This is a genomic window from Roseateles sp. GW821-FHT03B02 (genome assembly GCF_059421025.1).
Map to the genome: position 1 here is coordinate 1 of NZ_JBWKUV010000016.1, position 19,238 is coordinate 19,238.

Below are 19,238 nucleotides of genomic sequence, written 5' to 3' on the forward strand. Positions count from 1 at the left end.
GCGGGCATCGTTCAATGGCAGGACCTGAGTTTCCCATACTCATGATGAGGGTTCGATTCCCTTTGCCCGCTCCACATCACTGACCGCCATCAGCGATCACGAAGGAAGTCGGCCCATCGACGCTGAGACGTTCGATGCTTGGCAGCGTTACGTGCGCGGATCGCGTCATGTGCCCGCAGGACGCGACCACAGCTCGTGACGCGGCTTCCCAAGCTCGATACGTGGGTTCGATTCCCATCACCCGCTCCAGATGCCGACGGCTCCTCCCGGAGCCGTTTTCATTCAGCCTTCGACCCAGCTGACCCGGCCCCGCCCGGCTGCCTTGGCGAGATACAACGCCCGGTCCGCGGCCTCCACCAGCCCCTGGGACTGCGTGCCCGCCGACACACCCAGGCTGATCGTCACGCAGCCTTCCACGCCCGGATGCGGCAGGGCCAGCGCCCTCACCGTGTCTTCCATCAGCTGCGCCACGCCGATGGCACCCGCCAGATCGGTATCCGGCAGCAGGCACACGAACTCCTCGCCGCCATAGCGGGCCAGCAGGTCCGTCGGCCGGCGCAGGCAGGCGCGCAGCGCGGCGGCAACGCGGCGCAGGCAGTCGTCCCCGGCCAGGTGTCCGAGCGCGTCGTTGTAGCGCTTGAAGTGGTCCACGTCGGCCAGCACGATGGACAGCGGCGAGCGCGTGCGCTGCGCGCGGCGCGTCTCGGCGATGAAGCGTTCGTCGAAATGACGGCGGTTGTGCACGCCGGTCAGCCCATCGATGAAGGCGAGTTCGCGCAGCAGGTCGGACTGGGCCTTGAGCGTGAGCTGGGTGCGCACCCGGGCGCGCACGACGGTGGGGTTGAAGGGTTTGGTGATGAAGTCGGCGGCGCCAGCGTCCAGCGCCCGGGTCTCGTCCTCGGGCTGGTCCTGCGAGGTGACGAAGATGACGGGGATGGAGCGCAGCAGCGGGTCGGCCTTTAGCTCGGCGCAGAGTTCGTGGCCATCCATGCCGGGCATCTGCACGTCCAGCAGCACGAGGTCGGGCTGGCGCTCGCGGCAGAGCTGCAGCGCGCGCGCGCCGTCGGTGGCCATCAGCACCTGACAGTCTGCGGCGAAAACGCGGTGCAGGGCCTGGATGTTGACGGGCTGGTCGTCGACGATGAGCAGGCGCGGGCGGCGGCCGTGCGAGACGTGTCCGGACTGCAGCGGCGCTCCTTCCGGCAGGGCGAGCTGCATCATGGGCTGGTCTCCAGCGTGGCGCGCAGGCGCCGGCACAGGGCCAGCGCTGCGAGGAAGTCGAGATCGGCCATGGCGGCGTCCAGCGGCCCGGCCGTGTCGGCGGGCAGATAGGCCCGCAGCGCCTGGTGGGCGTCCAGGGCCTCGAGGTCGGCCCCGTCGAGCAGCGTGGCGAGGGCATCCAGGCGCTGGGCCAGGCTGCCTGGCGCCGCGGGGCGTGCCGGTTCGGCGTGGCGGTCATGCAGGGTCTGGCGCGCGGCGAGATCGGCCGCCAGGCGGTCGAGCGCGGCGAGGTCGGCTTCGCGGCGTTCAAGGAAGCGGCGCCGCCAGTCGGGGCCGGGGTCGGCGGTGTGCTCGCCTTCGGCCGCCAGCGCCGCGAGCTCACCGGCGCCGAGCATGGCCGCCAGGCCGCGGTAGCCGTGCAGGCCGCGCGCCGCGGCGCGGCCGCCCTCGGCCAGGGTCCGGGCCAACTTGCGATCCTGCTCGTGCAGGGCGGCCAGCGTGCGCTCGAAGAGCTCGACCCGGCCCGACATGCGCGCCAGCGCCTCGGCCAGCGCGATGCCGGCGCGGCCGGCGTCGGCCAGCAGGGCCGGTGGCAGCTCGGCCGCAGAGGCGCGGTCCTCGGCAGGTGCCGCGCCGCAGCGGCGCCTCAGCGCAGCTACCAGGGTGTCGGGGTCGAAGGGCTTGCCGATGTGCTCGTCCATGCCGGCGTCGAGGCAGGCCTGGCGTTCGGTGTCGAGCGCGCTGGCCGTCATCGCGATGACGGGCAGGGTCAGGCCGAGCTGGCGGCGGATCAGCCGGGTGGCCGTCGTGCCATCCATGACGGGCATCTGCACATCCATCAGCACGGCGTCGAAGCCGGGCCGGCCACGCGTCTGGGCCAGCAAGGTGAGGGCCTGCTGACCGTCGCCGGCCAGCGTGACGGCGGCGCCTTCGAGCTCCAGCAGTTCGCGCGTGACCTGTTGACTGCCCGGGTTGTCTTCGACGAGCAGCAGCCTGAGGCCGGCCAGGCGCTGCGGCACCGGGTCGGGCAGCTCGCCCGCGCTGCTGCTGCGCCCCTGGACGGCGCTGGCGACGGCCTGGCTCAGCATGGCTGCGGTGACGGGCTTGACGAGGAACCCGTCGAGCAGGGCCTGCTCGACCGCACTGCGCTGGGCCAGGCGCTCGCGGTCGTGGCTGGTGACCATGAGGATCAGCGGCTCGGGGCCGAGGCGCTGGCGCAGGTGCACGGCGGTCTGCCAGCCGTCCATGCCGGGCATGACCCAGTCGAGTAGCACGACTTCCGGCGCGCTGGCTTCGGCGAGCTTCAAGCCCTCGTCGCCGCTGGCGGCCAGCCTGACCTGCCAGCCCAGCGACTCCGCCAGTCCGCCGAGGATGCGGCGGGCTTCGGCGTGGTCGTCGACGACGAGGGCGCGCAGGGCCTGGCGTGGCACCGGTGCGGGTTCCTCGGCCGGCAGGGGAAAGCTGAGCGTGAAGCTGAAGCGGCTGCCCTGGCTCGGCGTGCTCTCGACATGGATGTCGCCACCCATGAGGCGCACGAGTCGGCGGCTGATGGCCAGGCCCAGCCCGGTGCCGCCGAAGCGTCGCGCGGTCGAGGCTTCGGCCTGGCTGAAGCCCGAGAAGATGTGCTCCTGCTGGTCGGGCGGGATGCCGATGCCGGTGTCGCGCACGGAGAACTCCAGCACGACGCTGCCGGCACCTTGCGACTGGCGCCGTATGCCGAGGACAACCTCGCCGGCCTGCGTGAACTTGATGGCGTTGCCGGCCAGGTTGACGAGCACCTGCTGCAGGCGCAGTGCGTCGGCGACGATGACCTGGGGCAGGGCGGGGTCGAGGTCGAAGAGCAGCTCCAGATCACGCTTGTCGACGTTGGCGACGAGGATGACGGAGAGGTCGCGCAGCAGTTCGTCCAGGCGGGTCGGGTGCGGGTCCAGGCCGAGCCGGCCGGCCTCGATCTTGGAGAAGTCGAGGATGTCGTTGAGCAGGCCCAGCAGGCCGCGCGCGGCGCCCTCGCTCTTCACGGCGTAGTCGCGCTGGCGGGCGTCCAGCGGGGTCTTCTGCAGCAGGCGCAGCATTCCCAGCACGGCGTTCATCGGCGTGCGGATCTCGTGGCTCATGTTGGCCAGGAAGCGCGTCTTGGCCTGCGATGCCCGCTCGGCGGCGAGGCGGGCCTGGGCCTGCGGCGTCAGGTCCAGGCAGGTGAGTACCAGGCCGCCCGGGACCGACGACGTTTCGGGCAGGGGGGCGGTGCGGGCCTCGATGAGACGCTCGCCGGTGCGGTAGGTTTCGAGGCGGTTGGCCTGCTGGTCTCGCCCCAGCGCGAGGGCGGCTTCGACGGATCGGCGGGCCTGTTCGCCGTGGCCGTAGTCGCCGCGGGCGGCGCAGAACAGCACGAGGTCGTCGAAGCGCAGCGACGGCTCCTCGAACAGCGAGGCCGGCATGTTCAGCAGCCGCTCGAACTCGGCGTTGTGCACCAGCAGGCGGCGCTCGGCGTCGAAGACGGCCAGGCCGCAGGGCAGATGGGCCATGACCTCGCGCATCAGCGGGCTGGCGGGCGGGCTGATCGAGGCGCTCGCGGCAGCGGGACCGGCCCGAGGCTGGCCGTCCGAGCCACCTTGCATGTTCCACGCCGCCATCGCTCCCCCGAACCGCTGGCGCCCGGCGTGCGTTGCCGGGCGTTTCGAGTCTAGGACTGGGCCGTCAGGGTGCCGCGGCGAGGTCGCTACAACAAGTTACAGGTTTGCCCTAGGGCGTTGGTCGCACGGCGCGACGCAGGCCTTCATTCCCTCACGATGCGGCCCGCTGCTGCCTGCGGCAAGGCCTGCGGGTGGTCGCGCAGCAGTTCGACGAGGGCATCGATGTCCGTGCCCAGCACGGCGCGGTCACGGCCATGCTTGAAACCGGCCTGGGCGTCGCCGCCCTCGGACAGGAAATTGTTGACGACGACGCGGTAGTCCCGCATGCGGTTCAGTGGCTGGCCGTCGATGAGGATCTCGCCGAGCTGGGGCTGGCCGTCGGCGCCCATGCGCCAGCGGTAGCGCAGCGTGGACGAGGGCTGCAGCATGCGCGACGCCGCGTCGCCCCTGGGCAGCTGGCGTTGCAGGATGTCCCAGAGCTGCTGGCCGGTCAGCGTCAGCGCGACGATGTCGTTGCCGAAGGGCTGGATGGCCAGCAGGTCGCTCATCGTGGTCGGCTTGCCGTCCTCGACCACCAGTTCGGCGCGGATGCCGCCGGGGTTCATGAAGGCGATATCGGCCGGCCCCTGCTTGCGGGCGTAGGCGAGCTGGCTGTCGGCGATGAGGTTGCCCAGCGCTGCGTCGCCGTTGGGCTCCTTGGCAAAGCGGGTGGCGCCGCGGGGCAGGGTGGCCACGGGCTTGTTGCGTGCAGCCTCGGTCAGCGCGGCGGCACGCGCGACGAGGTCGGCCAGTGCGGCGTTGGGCGCGTAGACCGACTGCAGCACCGGGTGGTTGACGGCCGATGCTTCGAGCACTCGGCCGCTGGCGTCGAGCTTGAGGTGGCTTTCGGTGATCCAGCCGCCGTAGCTGCCGGCCTGCACGACGAGGCGGCCGTTGATCTTGCAGGTGTAGGCCTGGTGGGTGTGGCCGCCGATGATGATGGCGTAGGCGGGGTCCAGGCGCTTGGCGATGTCCTGTACGCGGCCGGTGAGCGTCGGACAGGCGTAGCTCGCGTCGTTGGCGCCACCTTGCGTCTGCACGCCGCCCTCATGCATGACGGCAACGAGCACCTGGGCGCCTTCGGCCTTGAGCTGGGGCACTAGGGCGTTCAGCGTGTCGGCCTCGTCGGCGAAACGGATGCCCTTGATGGCGCGGGCAACGATGACGTGAGGCGTCTCCAGCGTGGCGACGCCGGCAATGGCGACCCGAAGGCCGCCGGCCTGCTTCAGCAAGTGGGTGGGCAGCAGGGGTTTGGCGGTGGCGGCGTCCAGTACGTTGGCGCCGAGGTAGGGAAAGCCGGGGCCTTTGTAGCCGGGCCACAGGCAGCCGTTGGCCCCGCATTCGCCGCGCGCCTGGCGCAGCAGCTCGGGCAGGCCGGCGTCCAGTTCGTGGTTGCCCAGGGCGCTGGCGGTGATGCCGAGCTCGGACATGGCCGCCAGCGTCGGCTCGTCGCGCAGCAGGTTGGAGATCAGCGGCGATGCACCGATCAGGTCACCGCCGGCAACGACCAGCGCGTCGGGGTTCTTCGCCTTCAACTGGGCCAGCGCTGTCGCCAGGTGGGCAACGCCTCCGGCCGGCTGGGCCTTGACCTCGCCAGTGGCCGGGTCGGGCAGGCGTGGCATCAGCGGCGTCGGCTTGGCCGGCTGGATGTTGCCGTGGAAGTCATTGATGGACAGCAGCGTCAGCTCGGTCGGGCCGGAGGGCTGCTGGGTCGCGCAGCCCACCAGCAGTGCGCCGAGAAGGACGCCGGCGCCGCGGCGGAAGGAATGGATGGGAGCCATGGCGGGAGGGCTTGAGGGAGGCCGCGATCTTAGAAGTGGCTTTGTTGCCCGAGTTTGTCGCGGTTTCGCGACAAGACCGCGCTACGCCTCAAAGTTTACATTCAAGAAAGAATTGCACCAACATGGTGCTTTCTTGGGTGATCTACCCATGCGTCCACACCGGGATTCCCGCTTGGAACGCTGTGTCATGGCGGAAGCCGCCGCAGCACGATGCACTGCCGCAGTGCCCCGTACGCTGGACGTCCGTGTCTAAAAACGGCCACTTCTGACTTACCCGTAAAGTTCTGTCACAGAAAGTCATGACAATTCCGTCACCGTTGCGGCCGCGTCCTCTGTGGGGCGCCGGGCTTTGCACCACGGCAGGCGTCGCGTGACGTTTGCGTGACTACTTTCGACATATCAGCCGCGCGCCTGCCGCGCGCACAAACAGGAGTGATTGGGATGAGCAACAGGTTTGGGTCTGGATTCCCGCTGTCGGCGCTGTGCGCCGCCGTGGCCATCGTGGCTGCCGCGCCGGCCATGGCGCAGAACACGACGGCTGCCATCGGCGGCCAGGTGATCGGCGCCGACGGCAAGCCGGCAGCCGGCGTCTCGGTCACGATCGTGCACCGTGAGTCGGGCTCGACCAACACGCTCACCACCGATGCCGAGGGCCGCTTCACGGCCCGTGGCCTGCGCGTCGGCGGCCCCTACACCGTCACGGCGGTCAAGGGCGGCGACCGGGATGTCCTGAATGACATTTACCTGGCGCTGGCGGAAACCCAGAGCCTGGAGTTGCGCTTCCGCGGCAGCAACGTGCTGGAAACCGTCGTCACGACCGGCAGTTCCACCGGTGGCGCCGCCAAGTTCGACGGCTCGTCGATGGGTGCCGGCACCAGCCTGAGCCGCAACGAGCTCAACGCCTACGCCTCCATCTCGCGCAGCCTGCAGGACTACGCCCGCAACGACCCGCGTGTCGTGCAGTCGGACAAGGGCAACGGCGAGATCTCCGTCGCCGGCCAGAACGGCCGCTTCAACACCGTCACCATCGACGGCGTGAAGGTCAACGACACCTTCGGTCTGGAACTCAACGGCCTGCCCACGCTCAAGCAGCCGATCTCCATCGACGCCATCCAGGCCGTGCAGGTCAACGTCTCCAACTATGACGTGACGCAGCAGGGCTACACCGGCGCCAACATCAACGCGGTGACCAAGTCCGGCACGAACGAGTTCACCGGCAGCGTCTATTACGTCTACCGCGACGAGAAGCTGACGGGCGACCGCTATGACCGCGTCCGCAACGTCACGTTCCGCACGCCGGGCTTCTACGAAAAGATGTACGGCTTCACGGCCGGTGGCCCCATCATCAAGGACAAGCTGTTCTTCTTCGCCGGCTATGAAGAACTGCGCAGCAGCCGCTCGATCCCGGCCTTCGGCCCCGTCGGCAGCGACAGTGTCAACGTCGGTCTGACCCAGGCCCAGATCCAGTCGGCCATCGACCTGGCCAAGAGCAAATACAACATGGACATCGGCAGCCTTTCGACGCCCCAAGGCGTCGAACTGGTGGCCAAGGACACACTGCTGAAGCTGGACTGGAACGTCAGCGACAACCACAAGGTCAACGTCCGCTACACCAAGTCGGAAGAAACCAACCCGATCTTCCCGAACTTCACGGCCAACCAGCTGTCGCTGTCGTCCGACTGGTACGTCCAGGCCAAGACGCTGGAGACCGTCGTCGGCCAGTGGTTCGGCGATTGGACCGACAACTTCTCCACCGAGCTCAAGTTGTCGCAGCGCGACTACAAGAGCGATCCGATCAACAACAGCAACCTGCCCCAGGTCGGCCTGGTGTGGACCACTACCGCGCCCGCCGGCACGGCCACCGGCAACCGCACGCTGACCTTTGGTACCGAGCAGAGCCGTCACTTCAACAGCCTGCACACCAAGACCTTCAACGGCTTCTTCGCGGGCAACCTGTTCCTCGACAACCACGAGATCAAGGCCGGCGCCGACGTCGAGCGCAACCAGATCTTCAACGCCTTCCTGCAGAACACGCGCGGCGTCTACACCTTCAGCGGCTCGGACCCGATCGCGCTGTGGAATGCCGGCGTGCCGACGTCCTACCAGGTCCAGCAGCCGCTGGCTGGCAGCACGCTGCAGGACGGTGCCGCCAACTGGACGCTGTCCAACATCGGCCTGTTCGTGCAGGACACCTGGAAGGTCAGCAAGAAGCTGAACATCGTGGCCGGCCTGCGTCTGGACACGCTGGACACGGGCGACAAGCCCAAGTTCAACGCCACCGCGTCCGCGCCGACGACCATCGGCACCAACGGTCGCCAGGCCGGCGGCTTCGGCTATGACAACAGCTACACGCTGGATGGCCAGAAGATCCTGCAGCCGCGCTTCGGCTTCAACTACCAGTTCGACCCGGTCGACAAGCTCAAGACCCAGCTGCGTGGCGGTGTCGGCCTGTTCATGGGTTCCTCGGCCTCGGTCTGGCTGACCAACCCCTACCAGAACACCGGCGTCACGACGGCCAACTTCAGCTGCGGTGGTGGCTCCACACCCTGCTCGGCGATCCAGTTCTCCGCCAACCCGGGCTCCCAGCCTGCCGTCGTCGGCACGCCGCCCGCAGCCAACGTCGACTTTGTCGCCCCGGGCGTGAAGCAGCCGACGGTCTGGAAGATGAACCTGGCGATCGACAAGGAACTGCCCTGGTACGGCCTCGTTGCCGGTGCCGAGTGGCTGCACACCGAGGTCGACAAGGGTCTGTACTACAACTACCTGAACCTCGGCCCGGTCACGTCCACCTCGCCGGTCGATGGCCGCGAGATGTACTACAACGCCCAGGGTCGCAGCCCGCTGTGCTACGCCGGCAACAACGACTCCAGCCCGACCACCTGCGGTCGCCTGGTCAAGTCGCTGAACAACCCCAACTTCAACAACGTCACCGTGTTGAAGAACAGCAGCAAGGGCGATGGCGACGTGCTGACCCTGTCGCTGAACAGCCCGAACCGCACCGGTTTCGGCTGGGGCGTGGCCTACACCTACACCCGCGCGACGGAAGTCAGCGGCCTGACCTCGTCGACCGCCAACTCCGGCTGGCTGAACCGCGCCGTCTTCAACTCGAACGAGGAAGTGGCGGCCAATTCGGCCTCGCTGATCCGTAACCGCTTCACGGGTAACGTGAACTGGTCCAAGGCCTTCTTCGGCAAGTACAAGACGACCTTCGGCATGTTCTATGAAGGCCGCACCGGCCATGCGTACAGCTGGACGTTCAACAACGACGTCAACGGCGACGGCGTCGCCGGCAACGACCTGCTCTACATCCCGAAGGGCCCGGGCTCCGGCGAAGTCATCTTCCGTTCGAGCAACACCACCGGTTCGACGCTGAGCACGCAAGCCCAGATCGACGCCTACACGGCCCAGACCTCGGTGGCCGCCGAAGCCAAGTTCTGGTCCATCGTGGACGCCAACCCCAGCCTGCGCAATTCCAAGGGCAGCGTCGTCGGCCGCAATGCCGCGTTCTCGCCCTTCGTGAACAGCTTCGACGTCCGTGTCAGCCAGGAAGTCCCCGGCTTCTTCGGCAACAACAAGGGCACGATCACGCTGGACATCCTGAACTTCGGCAACCTGATCAACAAGCGCTGGGGCCGCATCGACGAAGTTGGCTTCGGCACGGGTGGCGCTACCCGCCGCTGGATCAACTACGCCGGTATCGATCCGACGACCGGCAAGATGGTCTACGCCGTCAACGATCCGGGCGACTACACGACCAAGCAGACCCGCGGCGAATCGCAGTGGGCCATGCAGATCACGGCCAAGTACGAGTTCTGAGTGCGGACCGAGGACAGCCCCTGCGGGCTGTCTGACGCCGCACGAAGGCCCAGGCTTGTCCTGCACGCATGGGCATGAGGACGCAAAGAGCAAAAGAAGAGGGCCGCCTTATCGGCTCTCCCAAAGCAAAGGGGCCCCAAAAGGGCCCCTTCTTCATTGCGGCCGCAGTTGGCTTTACTTCTGGATGTCGCCTAGGCAGAGGTACTTCACCTCGACGTAGTCCTCGATGCCCTGGCGGCCGCCCTCGCGGCCCAGGCCCGACTGCTTGACGCCGCCGAACGGCACCTCGGCCGTGGAGATGAGGCCGGTGTTGATGCCCACCATGCCGTACTCGAGCGCTTCGCCGACGCGGAAGATGCGGCCGATGTCGCGGCTGTAGAAATAGCTGGCCAGGCCGAACTCGGTCGCATTGGCGAGCTGGATGGCCTCGGTCTCGGTCTGGAACCTGAACACCGGTGCCACCGGGCCGAAGGTCTCCTCGCGCGAGCACAGCATCTGCGGCGTCGCGTCGGCCAGCAGCGTGGGCTCGAAGAAGTTGCCGCCTGCTGCCTCCATGCGCTTGCCGCCGGCCAGCAGCCTGGCGCCCAAGGCGATCGCGTCGGCCACGTGGGTTTCGACCTTCAGTAACGCCTGGTCGTCGATCAGCGGGCCGACGTGGATGCCGGCCTCGAAACCATTGCCCGTCTTCAGCGCCGCGACCTTGGCGGCGAACTTCTCCAGGAAGGCGTCGTAGACACCGGCCTGCACATAGATGCGGTTGGCGCAGACGCAGGTCTGGCCGGCGTTGCGGTACTTGCTGGCGATGGCGCCGTCCACGGCCGAATCGAGGTCAGCGTCGTCGAAGACGATGAAGGGCGCGTTGCCGCCCAGCTCCAGGCTGAGCTTCTTGACCGTGGGCGCGCATTGCCTCATCAGGATGCGGCCTACCTCCGTGCTGCCGGTGAAGGACAGGTGCTTGACGACATCGCTCTCGCAAAGCGCCTGGCCGACTTCGATGGACTGGTCCGCGTCGGCCGTCAGCACGTTCAGCACGCCGGCGGGCATGCCGGCCTGCTGGGCCAGCTCGGCCGCGGCGAGGGCCGTCAGCGGCGTGGCCTCGGCGGGCTTAATGACGACGGTGCAGCCGGCGGCCAGGGCCGGGGCGACCTTGCGCGTGATCATGGCCAGCGGGAAGTTCCACGGCGTGATGGCTGCGCAGACGCCCATGGCCTGCTTGATGACCAGGTAGCGCTTGGTCGGGTCGGTGGTCGGGATGGTCTCGCCGTAGACGCGCTTGCCCTCCTCGGCAAACCAGTCGAGGAAGCTGGCGCCGTAGATGACCTCGCCGCGCGCTTCGGCCAGTGGCTTGCCCTGCTCGGCCGTCATCAGCCGGGCCAGGTCATCGGCATGCTTGACCAGCAGTTGCTGCCAGCGCACCAGCACGGCGGCGCGCTCCTTGGCGGGCTTGGCGCGCCAGGCGTTCAGCGCGTTGGCGGCGGCGGCGATGGCCGCCTCGGCGTCGGCCCGGCCCAGGTTGGGTACCTGGGCCAGCTCGCGGCCGGTGGCCGGGTCGATGACGGCAAACGTGGCCGAGCCACCCACCCATTCGCCATTGATCAGGGCCTGGGTGCGCAGCAATCCGGGGTTGTCGAGCGCGTCCAGCGGGGAATTCGCGTCCATCAAGGGCTTCTCCAGTCGTATCGACGCTCACTCTACCCGCGGCATGCAAAGCCCCCTCTCTACAATCGCCCCTCTTTGTCACTGACCTTTTCCAGGAAGCCCCGGGATGAAAGCCGCCGAGATCCGCCAGACCTTTCTGAAGTTCTTCGAGTCGAAAGGCCACCAGATCGTCGCCTCCAGCCCCGTCGTGCCGGGCGATGACCCGACGCTGCTGTTCACCAACGCGGGCATGAACCAGTTCAAGGACGTGTTCCTGGGCTTCGACAAGCGTGCCTACACCCGGGCCACGACCAGCCAGAAATGCATCCGCGCCGGCGGCAAGCACAACGACCTGGACAACGTCGGCTACACCGCGCGCCACCACACCTTCTTCGAGATGCTGGGCAACTTCAGCTTCGGCGACTACTTCAAGAAGGACGCGATCAGCTATGCCTGGGAGCTGCTGACGGTCAACTTCAAGCTGCCGGCCGACAAGCTCTGGGTCACCGTCTACGAGGAAGACGACGAGGCCTACGAGATCTGGAACAAGCTTGTTGGCGTGCCTGCCGAGCGCATCGTGCGCATCGGCGACAACAAGGGCGGGCGCTACATGTCCGACAACTTCTGGATGATGGGCGACACAGGCCCCTGCGGCCCCTGTACCGAGATCTTCTACGACCACGGCCCCGACGTGGCCGGCGGCCCGCCGGGCTCGCCTGAGCAGGACGGCGACCGCTACATCGAGATCTGGAACAACGTCTTCATGCAGTTCAACCGGACTGAAGACGGCGTGATGCACAAGCTGCCCAAGCCCTCGGTGGACACCGGCATGGGCCTGGAGCGCCTGGCCGCGGTGCTGCAGCACGTGCATTCCAACTACGAGATCGACACCTTCGTGAACCTGCTGGCCGCCGCCAAGTCGGCGGTGGACGCGGCCGGTGGTGGCGACTGCGATGCCACCAGCCCTTCGCTGAAAGTCATCGCCGACCACATCCGCGCCTGCTCGTTCACGGTGGTGGACGGCGTCATCCCCGGCAACGCCGGCCGCGGCTATGTGCTGCGCCGCATCGCCCGCCGCGCCATCCGCCACGGCTACAAGCTGGGCGCCCGCACGCCGTTCTTCCACAAGCTGGTGGCCGCACTCTCTGCCGAGATGGGCGATGCGTATCCCGAGCTGCGCCAAGCCCAAGGCCGCGTGACCGACGTGCTGAAGCAGGAGGAAGAACGCTTCTTCCAGACCATCGCCACCGGCATGGAAATCCTGGAGGCGGCCCTCGCCAAGGGCGGCAACGTCGACGGTGACACGGCCTTCAAGCTGCATGACACCTACGGCTTCCCGGTCGACCTGACCGCCGACGTCTGCCGCGAGCGCGATGTGACGGTGGACGAAGCGCGCTTCCACGAGCTGCTGGAAGAGCAGAAGAACCGCGCCCGCGCCGCCGGCAAGTTCAAGATGGCGCAAGGCCTGGCCTACAGCGGTGCGCCCACCAGCTTCCATGGCTACGAGCACCTCGTCTGCGAGACCAGCAAGGTCACGGCCATCTACGTCGACGGCGTCCAGGTCGACGCGGCCCAGGCCGGCGACGACGCCGTCATCGTGCTGGACCACACGCCCTTCTACGCCGAGAGTGGCGGCCAGGTCGGCGATGCCGGCGAACTGCGCAACGGCACCACGCGCGTGGTCGTCGCCGACACGCTGAAGATCCAGGCCGACGTGTTCGGCCACCATGGCCAGGTCGTGGAAGGCACGGTCAAGGTCGGTGACGTCTTCGTCGCTCGCGTCGATGCCGAGCGCCGCGCAAGGACCGTGCGCAACCACAGCGCCACCCACCTGATGCACAAGGCCCTGCGCGAAGTGCTGGGCGCCCATGTGCAGCAGAAGGGCTCGCTGGTGAACGCCGAGCGCACCCGCTTCGACTTCGCGCACAACGCGCCGATGACGGCTGAGGAGATCCGCGAGATCGAGACCCTCGTCAACGCCGAGATCCTGGCCAATGCCGGCGCCAGTGCGCAGGTCATGGCCCTGGACGACGCGCAGAAGTCGGGCGCGATGATGCTGTTCGGTGAGAAGTACGGCGAGACCGTGCGCGTGCTGTCTATCGGCTCGTCCAAGGAACTCTGCGGCGGCACCCACGTGAAGGCGACCGGCGACATCGGCCTGTTCAAGATCGTGGCCGAGTCGGGCGTCGCGGCCGGCATCCGCCGCGTCGAGGCCGTCACGGGCGACAACGCGCTGGCCTATCTGCAGTCGCTGGAGACCACGGTGCAGGGCGCGGCCATGACGCTGAAGACCACGCCGCACGAGTTGGGTTCCCGCCTGCATGCCGTGCTGGAGCAGGTGCGTCAGCTGGAGAAGGAGCTCACCGCCGCCAAGAGCAAGCTGGCCTCCGCCCAGGGCGACGAGCTGCTGGCCCAGGCGGTGGACGTGAAGGGCCTGAAGGTTTTGGCGGCCAAGCTCGAAGGTGCCGATGCCAAGACCCTGCGCGAGACCATGGACAAGCTCAAGGACAAGCTGAAGACGGCGGCCATCGTGCTGGCCGCCGTGGATGGCGACAAGGTGCAGCTGGCCGCCGGCGTGACGGCCGACAGCACGGCCAAGGTCAAGGCTGGCGAGCTGGTCAACTTCGTCGCCCAGCAGGTGGGCGGCAAGGGCGGTGGAAAGCCCGACCTGGCCATGGCGGGCGGCACCCAGCCGGCCGGCGTGGCGGCCGCGCTGCAGAGCGTGGCAGCCTGGGTCGCTGAGCGGATCTGAGTTTCAGCCGCTTGAAATGGACAAGGCCCGCATCGCGGGCCTTGTTGCTTTAGAAGGTCTCCCAGTCGCCTTCGTCGGCAGCGGGGGCAGGGGCGGGCGCCGGTGCCGGCCGGGGCGCGCTCGCGGGCGCGGGCGCGGTCTTGCCTGCCGGCAGAGCAGGGCGGGGTGCCGCCACCTTGGGAGCCGCTGCCGCAGGCTTGGGCGCGGCCTTGGGGGCAGGCTTGGGCGTCATGACCGGCGCCGGCCGCGGTGCCGCGGCGCGATGCGACTCGCCTCCTGCGACGCGGAACACCGCGACCGCCTCGACGAGGCGCTGCGCCTGTTCCTTCAGGCTCTCCGCCGCGGCGGCGGACTCTTCGACGAGGGCCGCGTTCTGTTGCGTCATCTGGTCGAGCTGCACGACCGAGGTGTTGACCGAGTTGATGCCCTCGCTCTGCTCGGTCGCGGCCGAGCTGATCTCGCCGATGATGTCCTGCACGCGCTGCACGCTGGCGACGATCTCGCCCATGGTCGTGCCGGCCGTCTGCACCAGGCGGGCGCCGTTCTCGACGCGCTCGACGCTGTTGCCGATCAGGCTCTTGATCTCCTTGGCCGCCTCGGCGCTGCGGCCGGCCAGCGAGCGCACCTCGCCGGCCACGACAGCGAAGCCGCGGCCCTGCTCACCGGCTCGCGCGGCTTCCACGGCTGCGTTCAGCGCAAGGATGTTCGTCTGGAAGGCGATGCCGTCGATGGTGCCGATGATGTCGGCGATCTTCTTGCTGGCCGTGTTGATCTCGTCCATGGTCGTGACGACCTGGCCGACGACCTCGCCGCCGCGCGTCGCCGCCGACACGGCGGACTGCACGAGTTGATTCGCCGTTCTGGCCGCGTCGGCAGTCTGGCGCACGGTGCCGGTAAGCTCGCTCATGGACGAGGCGGCGTTCTGCAGATTGCTGGCAGTCTGCTCGGTGCGCTGGCTGAGGTCGAGGTTGCCGGTGGCGATCTCCGTGCTGGCCGTGCCGATGCTGTCGACGGAGTTGCGCACCGTGCCGATGGTTTCGGCCAGGCGGCGTCGCATGGCCTCGGCGTCACGTGTCAGCTGGCCGACCTCGTCTTGAGCGCTGCTGTCCACCGAGCGAGTCAGGTCGCCGGCGGCGATGGATTGCAGCGCGCCGGTCAGTTCGGCCAGCGGCGTCGCCACCCAGCGGCGCATCGCCCAGAACAGGCCGATGGCCAGCACGAGGGCCGACAGGATGGACAGCGCCCAGAAGGGCAGCATGGCCATCCAGTGCGAGCGCATGGACTCGCCGCGCGAGACCTGGGCGACGACCATCTGGCCGCTGTCGGCGTCGCTCTGCGCAATGCCGAAATAGCCACTGCCGCCGCTGCCGAGCAGATCGGGCAGGTCGTCCAGCGTCTCGCCCTTGGCGTCCGCGGGCAGGGCGGCCAGCCGGGTCTCCAGGCCCGGCGCCACCTCCTTCACCAGCTTGCCCTTGGCGCTCGGATGGGCCAGGAAGCGTGCCCGTTCGGGGGAGCGGACCTGCTCGATGACGACGACGCCGCCGCTGTCGAAGAACTTGGTCGACTTGACCATGCTGTCCAGCTGGGCCTGGAAGACGTCCAGGTCGAAGCCGATGCCCAGTGCACCCACCACCTTGCCGGCATCGTTTTTGACGGCCTCGTAGTAGGTCATGTAGGCCTTGTCGCCGGCCTGCAGGCGGCCGCTGTAGGGCTTGCCGGCCAGCAGCGGCGCGTAGCCCGGATGGTCGCGTTGCAGGGTCGTCGGCGGCGCACGGCTGCCATCGGGCCGCTTGGCTGACGTCGTGATGCGCACGAAGCCATCGCCCTTGAGTGCGAACACCGACGCCGTGCCGTTGGTCAGCGAGGCGAACTTGTCGACGGCGGTGTAGTTGTCGTTGAGCTTGGGGCCCCAGTCGCGCAGTTCGCCGGTCTCCTCGTTCAGCGTGAAGGAGGGGCCGAATTCCTGGCGCAGCGTGCCGAAGCTGCGTTGCGCCATGACGCGGGCGGCCGCGTCCAGGGCGCTGATTGCATCGGCGATCGAGACCGTGCGGTCGACGACGCGCTGCTCGACCGCCTGGCGCGCGTTGCGCGTCAGCAGGGCGCTTGAAATCAGGCTGGTCAGCAACAGCACGCCGGCCAGGGTCAGTCCGCCAATAATGGACACCCGCCGTGCGAGCGAGCCTTGGTTCGATCCCATCGTCGCTCCTGAATTAAAAACGGGCGCCAGGGCGCCCGTGTCTTGCTGCCGTCAGGCCGCGATTGCGGCGTCCATGAGTCCCATCTCGGCGCTGCTCATCAGGCCTTCGATGTCCATCAGGATCAGCATGCGTTCGCCGACGGACCCGATGCCGGTGATGAAGCTGGTGTCGACCGAGGCCGAGCTCAGTTCGGGCGCCGGCTTGATGGCTTCGCGGTTCAGTTCCAGCACGTCGGAGACCGAGTCGACGACGGCGCCGACGACGCGGTTCTTCACGTTCAGCACGATGACCACCGTGAAGCTGTTGTACTCGGCGCTGGGGCAGCCCAGCTTCAGCCGCAGGTCGACGATGGGGACGATGACGCCGCGCAGGTTGACGACGCCCTTGATGAAGTCGGGCGCGTTGGCGATGCGTGTCGGCTGCTCGTAGGAACGGATCTCCTGCACCTTCAGGATGTCGATCCCGTATTCCTCGGAGCCGAGGCGAAAGGTCAGGTATTCGCCGCTGGCGGGGCCATGGGACTTGGCAGTGACGGCGCCTTGCTGGCGCAGGGCGGGGACGTTGCTGGCTTCCATGCGGACCTCTCTGTCGTGGTTGGGTTGTTTGGTGGAACCGTCAGTGGCGCGAGCGGCGCACGAGGCTGCCGACGTCCAGGATCAGGGCCACGCGGCCGTCACCCATGATGGTGGCGCCGGACACGTCGTTGACCTTGCGGTAGTTGGCTTCGAGGTTCTTCACGACGACCTGCTGCTGACCGAGCAGCTCGTCCACCAGCAGCGCGACGCGGCCGCCCTCGGCCTCGACGACGACCATGATTGAGCTGACATGCTCGAAATCGAAGCGCGGCACGTCGAAGACCTTCTCCAGTTCGATGACCGGCATGTACTCGTCGCGTACCTCGACGACGCGGCCAGAGCCGGCGACCGTCTTGATGGTGTCGGACTGCACCTGGAAGGACTCGACGACGGAGGACAGCGGCAGGATGTAGCACTCGTCGCCGACGCCCACGCTCATGCCGTCCATGATGGCCAGCGTCAGCGGCAGGCGCACAGACACCTTCATGCCGTAGCCTTCCGCCGAGTCGATCTCGACGGTGCCGCCTAGCGAGGTGATGTTCTTCTTCACGACGTCCATGCCCACGCCGCGGCCGGACACGTCAGTGACCTGCTCGGCGGTCGAGAAGCCCGGCGCGAAGATCAGGTTCCAGCATTCGGCGTCGGTCATGGTGTCCGGCGCGTCGATGCCTTTCTCGCGGGCCTTCTTGATGAGCTTCTCGCGGTTCAGGCCGCGGCCGTCGTCGCGCACCTCGATTACGATGCTGCCGCCCTGGTGGGAGGCCACCAGCGTGATCGTGCCCTGCTCGGGCTTGCCGCGCCCGAGGCGGTCGGCCGGCATCTCGATGCCGTGGTCGCAGCTGTTGCGAACCAGGTGGGTCAGCGGGTCGGTGATCTTCTCGACCAGGCTCTTGTCCAGTTCGGTGGCTTCACCTTGCGTGACCAGCTCGACCTTCTTGCCGAGCTTGGCGGCCAGGTCGCGCAGCATGCGCGGGAAGCGGTTGAACACCGTCGACATCGGAATCATCCGGATCGACATGACCGACTCTTGCAGGTCGCGCGTGTTGCGTTCCAGGTCGGCCAGGCCCGAGGTCAGCTGCTGATACAGCGCAGGGTCCAGTTCGCGGCTGTTCTGGGCCAGCATGGCCTGGGTGATGACGAGTTCGCCGACGAGGTTGATGAGCTGGTCGACCTTCTCGATGGACACGCGCAGCGTGGTCTGGTCCATGCCGCCGGCGGCGGGCTTGGGGTCGGTCTTGGCCGGCGTGGTGGGGCGGGCCGGCACGATGGCGGCGGCAGGCTTGACCTCGGCGGCCGGCGCGGGGGCTGCGGCGGCGGGCACGCCGGGGGCGTCGTCGAAGAAGCCGTAGCCTGGGTCGCTGGCGGGGGGCTCGGCCGGCGGGGCGCCGGGCGCGCCGTCGTAGAAGCCGAAGCCGGGGCCGAGCGGCGTGAGCTTGACCTGCTCGCGCGCGACGTGGAACGTGAAGAGATCCAGCAGATCGTTGTCGCTGGAACTGGTCAGCACCTTGAAGCGGCGCATGCCGTCCGAGCTCTGGCCGGCGTCCAGCGGCTCGATGGTGCCGAGGTCGGTGATTTCCTTGAACAGCTCGACGAGGTTGTCGGCCATGTTCGGGTCGGGCAGCGGGCCGACCTGCAGTTCCAGCAGTCGCGCGCCGGGCTTGGCGGCAACCGCCGGCGCAGCGGCCGCCGGGGCCGGCGCGGCCGCGGCGGCCGTGGGCGCAGGGGCCGGTGCAGCGGCGGGGGCCGCGCCACCGCCCTCGACGAAGCTCTTGATGCTGACCAGCAGGTCCGTCGTGTCGAAGGGGTCAGCGCCGGAGCCCTGATGGCGGCCCAGCTGGGCGCGCAAGGCGTCACCGGACTGCAGCAGCACGTCCACCATGGCGGCGTTGGGCTGCAGCTCGTGGCGGCGCAGCTTGTCCAGCAGCGTCTCCATCTGGTGGGTCAGCTCGGCGACGTCGCTGAAGCCGAAGGTTGCCGCGCCGCCCTTGATGGAGTGGGCGCAACGGAAGATGGCGTTCAGCTCTTCGTCGTCGGCGGCCTCGACATTCACGTTGAGCAGCAGCTGCTCCATGTTGTCGAGGTTCTCGCCGGCTTCCTCGAAGAAGACCTGGTAGAACTGGCTGAGATCGATGCCGGCACTGATGCTGGCGCCTTCGGTGGTCATGTCACCCATGGCTGTACTCCCTGCGCAATGGACTTCAGCGGATGACCTTGCCGATCACCTCGATCAGCTTGGCCGGGTCGAAGGGCTTGACCAGCCAGCCGGTGGCGCCGGCGGCGCGGCCCGCCTGCTTCATCGCGTCGCTGGACTCGGTGGTCAGGATCAGGATGGGCGTGGTCTTGAACTTGGGGTTCTCGCGCAGCTTTTTGGTCAGGCTGATGCCGTCCATGCGGGGCATGTTCTGGTCGGTCAGCACGAGGTCGAAATCGCGCTGGCCCGACTTTTCCCAGGCGTCCTGCCCGTCCACTGCTTCCACCACGTTGAAGCCGGCGTTCTTGAGCGTGAAGGCCACCATCTGGCGCATCGAGGCCGAGTCGTCGACAGCGAGGATTGAGTGCATTTAGTTTTCTCCGAGAGACGTGTT

At 68.0% G+C, this 19,238-nt stretch carries 10 protein-coding genes and 1 tRNA gene; 3 read left to right on the forward strand and 8 right to left on the reverse strand.

All coding sequences use genetic code 11. The features are described 5' to 3' along the window. Positions 1-74 (forward strand) — tRNA-Gly (locus AC07VX_RS26155). A 208-nt stretch (positions 75-282) separates the two neighbouring features. Here the strand turns inward: AC07VX_RS26155 and AC07VX_RS26160 are convergent. The 3 genes from AC07VX_RS26160 to AC07VX_RS26170 form a co-directional block, all read right to left on the reverse strand. Beyond that, positions 283-1,221, reverse strand: a complete 939-nt coding sequence (locus tag AC07VX_RS26160) for a diguanylate cyclase (RefSeq protein ID WP_493167755.1) — start codon at positions 1,219-1,221, stop codon at positions 283-285. Next, positions 1,218-3,839 carry a response regulator gene (locus AC07VX_RS26165; protein ID WP_493167754.1) on the reverse strand — a complete coding sequence of 874 codons (2,622 nt, stop codon included), beginning with the start codon at positions 3,837-3,839 and terminating at the stop codon, positions 1,218-1,220. The genes AC07VX_RS26160 and AC07VX_RS26165 overlap by 4 nt, the downstream gene beginning before the upstream one ends. Positions 3,840-3,997: 158 nt before the next feature. Continuing rightward, positions 3,998-5,674 carry a bifunctional metallophosphatase/5'-nucleotidase gene (locus AC07VX_RS26170; protein ID WP_493167753.1) on the reverse strand — a complete coding sequence of 559 codons (1,677 nt, stop codon included), beginning with the start codon at positions 5,672-5,674 and terminating at the stop codon, positions 3,998-4,000. A 441-nt stretch (positions 5,675-6,115) separates the two neighbouring features. Between AC07VX_RS26170 and AC07VX_RS26175 the strand changes: the two genes are divergently transcribed. Continuing rightward, positions 6,116-9,490, forward strand: coding sequence for a TonB-dependent receptor (locus AC07VX_RS26175; RefSeq protein WP_493167752.1), 3,375 nt, complete (start codon positions 6,116-6,118; stop codon positions 9,488-9,490). 174 nt (positions 9,491-9,664) lie between these two features. Here the strand turns inward: AC07VX_RS26175 and AC07VX_RS26180 are convergent, their stop codons facing one another. Continuing rightward, the gene (locus tag AC07VX_RS26180) at positions 9,665-11,149 is read right to left on the reverse strand and encodes an NAD-dependent succinate-semialdehyde dehydrogenase (protein ID WP_493167751.1); all 1,485 of its coding nucleotides are present in this window, start codon (positions 11,147-11,149) and stop codon (positions 9,665-9,667) included. Positions 11,150-11,255: 106 nt separating this feature from the next. Here AC07VX_RS26180 and alaS point away from each other — a divergent pair, with 106 nt between their 5' ends. Next, positions 11,256-13,880, forward strand: coding sequence for an alanine--tRNA ligase (gene alaS / locus AC07VX_RS26185; protein WP_493167750.1), 2,625 nt, complete (start codon positions 11,256-11,258; stop codon positions 13,878-13,880). 49 nt (positions 13,881-13,929) lie between these two features. Here alaS and AC07VX_RS26190 read toward each other — a convergent pair whose 3' ends face one another. The 4 genes from AC07VX_RS26190 to AC07VX_RS26205 are packed head-to-tail and all read right to left on the reverse strand — an operon-like array spanning position 13,930 to position 19,214. Next, positions 13,930-16,077, reverse strand: a complete 2,148-nt coding sequence (locus AC07VX_RS26190) for a methyl-accepting chemotaxis protein (protein ID WP_493167749.1) — start codon at positions 16,075-16,077, stop codon at positions 13,930-13,932. A 51-nt stretch (positions 16,078-16,128) separates the two neighbouring features. Beyond that, entirely contained in the window at positions 16,129-16,653 is a 525-nt protein-coding gene (locus AC07VX_RS26195; protein WP_493167748.1) for a chemotaxis protein CheW, read from the reverse strand. Positions 16,654-16,693: 40 nt separating this feature from the next. After that, on the reverse strand, positions 16,694-18,826 hold the full coding sequence (locus AC07VX_RS26200) for a chemotaxis protein CheA (protein ID WP_493167747.1): 2,133 nt from the start codon (positions 18,824-18,826) through the stop codon (positions 16,694-16,696). 25 nt (positions 18,827-18,851) lie between these two features. After that, positions 18,852-19,214, reverse strand: coding sequence for a response regulator (locus AC07VX_RS26205; RefSeq protein ID WP_056199337.1), 363 nt, complete (start codon positions 19,212-19,214; stop codon positions 18,852-18,854). Between the last annotated feature and the right edge of the window lie 24 nt (positions 19,215-19,238).

Excerpts from the sequence above, each read along its gene's own strand:
- AC07VX_RS26160 (WP_493167755.1), bottom strand. The coding sequence starts at position 1,221 with ATGATGCAGCTCGCCCTGCCGGAAGGAGCGCCGCTGCAGTCCGGACAC.
- AC07VX_RS26165 (WP_493167754.1), bottom strand. The coding sequence starts at position 3,839 with ATGCAAGGTGGCTCGGACGGCCAGCCTCGGGCCGGTCCCGCTGCCGCG.
- AC07VX_RS26170 (WP_493167753.1), bottom strand. The coding sequence starts at position 5,674 with ATGGCTCCCATCCATTCCTTCCGCCGCGGCGCCGGCGTCCTTCTCGGC.
- AC07VX_RS26175 (WP_493167752.1), top strand. The coding sequence starts at position 6,116 with ATGAGCAACAGGTTTGGGTCTGGATTCCCGCTGTCGGCGCTGTGCGCC.
- AC07VX_RS26180 (WP_493167751.1), bottom strand. The coding sequence starts at position 11,149 with ATGGACGCGAATTCCCCGCTGGACGCGCTCGACAACCCCGGATTGCTG.
- alaS (WP_493167750.1), top strand. The coding sequence starts at position 11,256 with ATGAAAGCCGCCGAGATCCGCCAGACCTTTCTGAAGTTCTTCGAGTCG.
- AC07VX_RS26190 (WP_493167749.1), bottom strand. The coding sequence starts at position 16,077 with ATGGGATCGAACCAAGGCTCGCTCGCACGGCGGGTGTCCATTATTGGC.
- AC07VX_RS26195 (WP_493167748.1), bottom strand. The coding sequence starts at position 16,653 with ATGGAAGCCAGCAACGTCCCCGCCCTGCGCCAGCAAGGCGCCGTCACT.
- AC07VX_RS26200 (WP_493167747.1), bottom strand. The coding sequence starts at position 18,826 with ATGGGTGACATGACCACCGAAGGCGCCAGCATCAGTGCCGGCATCGAT.
- AC07VX_RS26205 (WP_056199337.1), bottom strand. The coding sequence starts at position 19,214 with ATGCACTCAATCCTCGCTGTCGACGACTCGGCCTCGATGCGCCAGATG.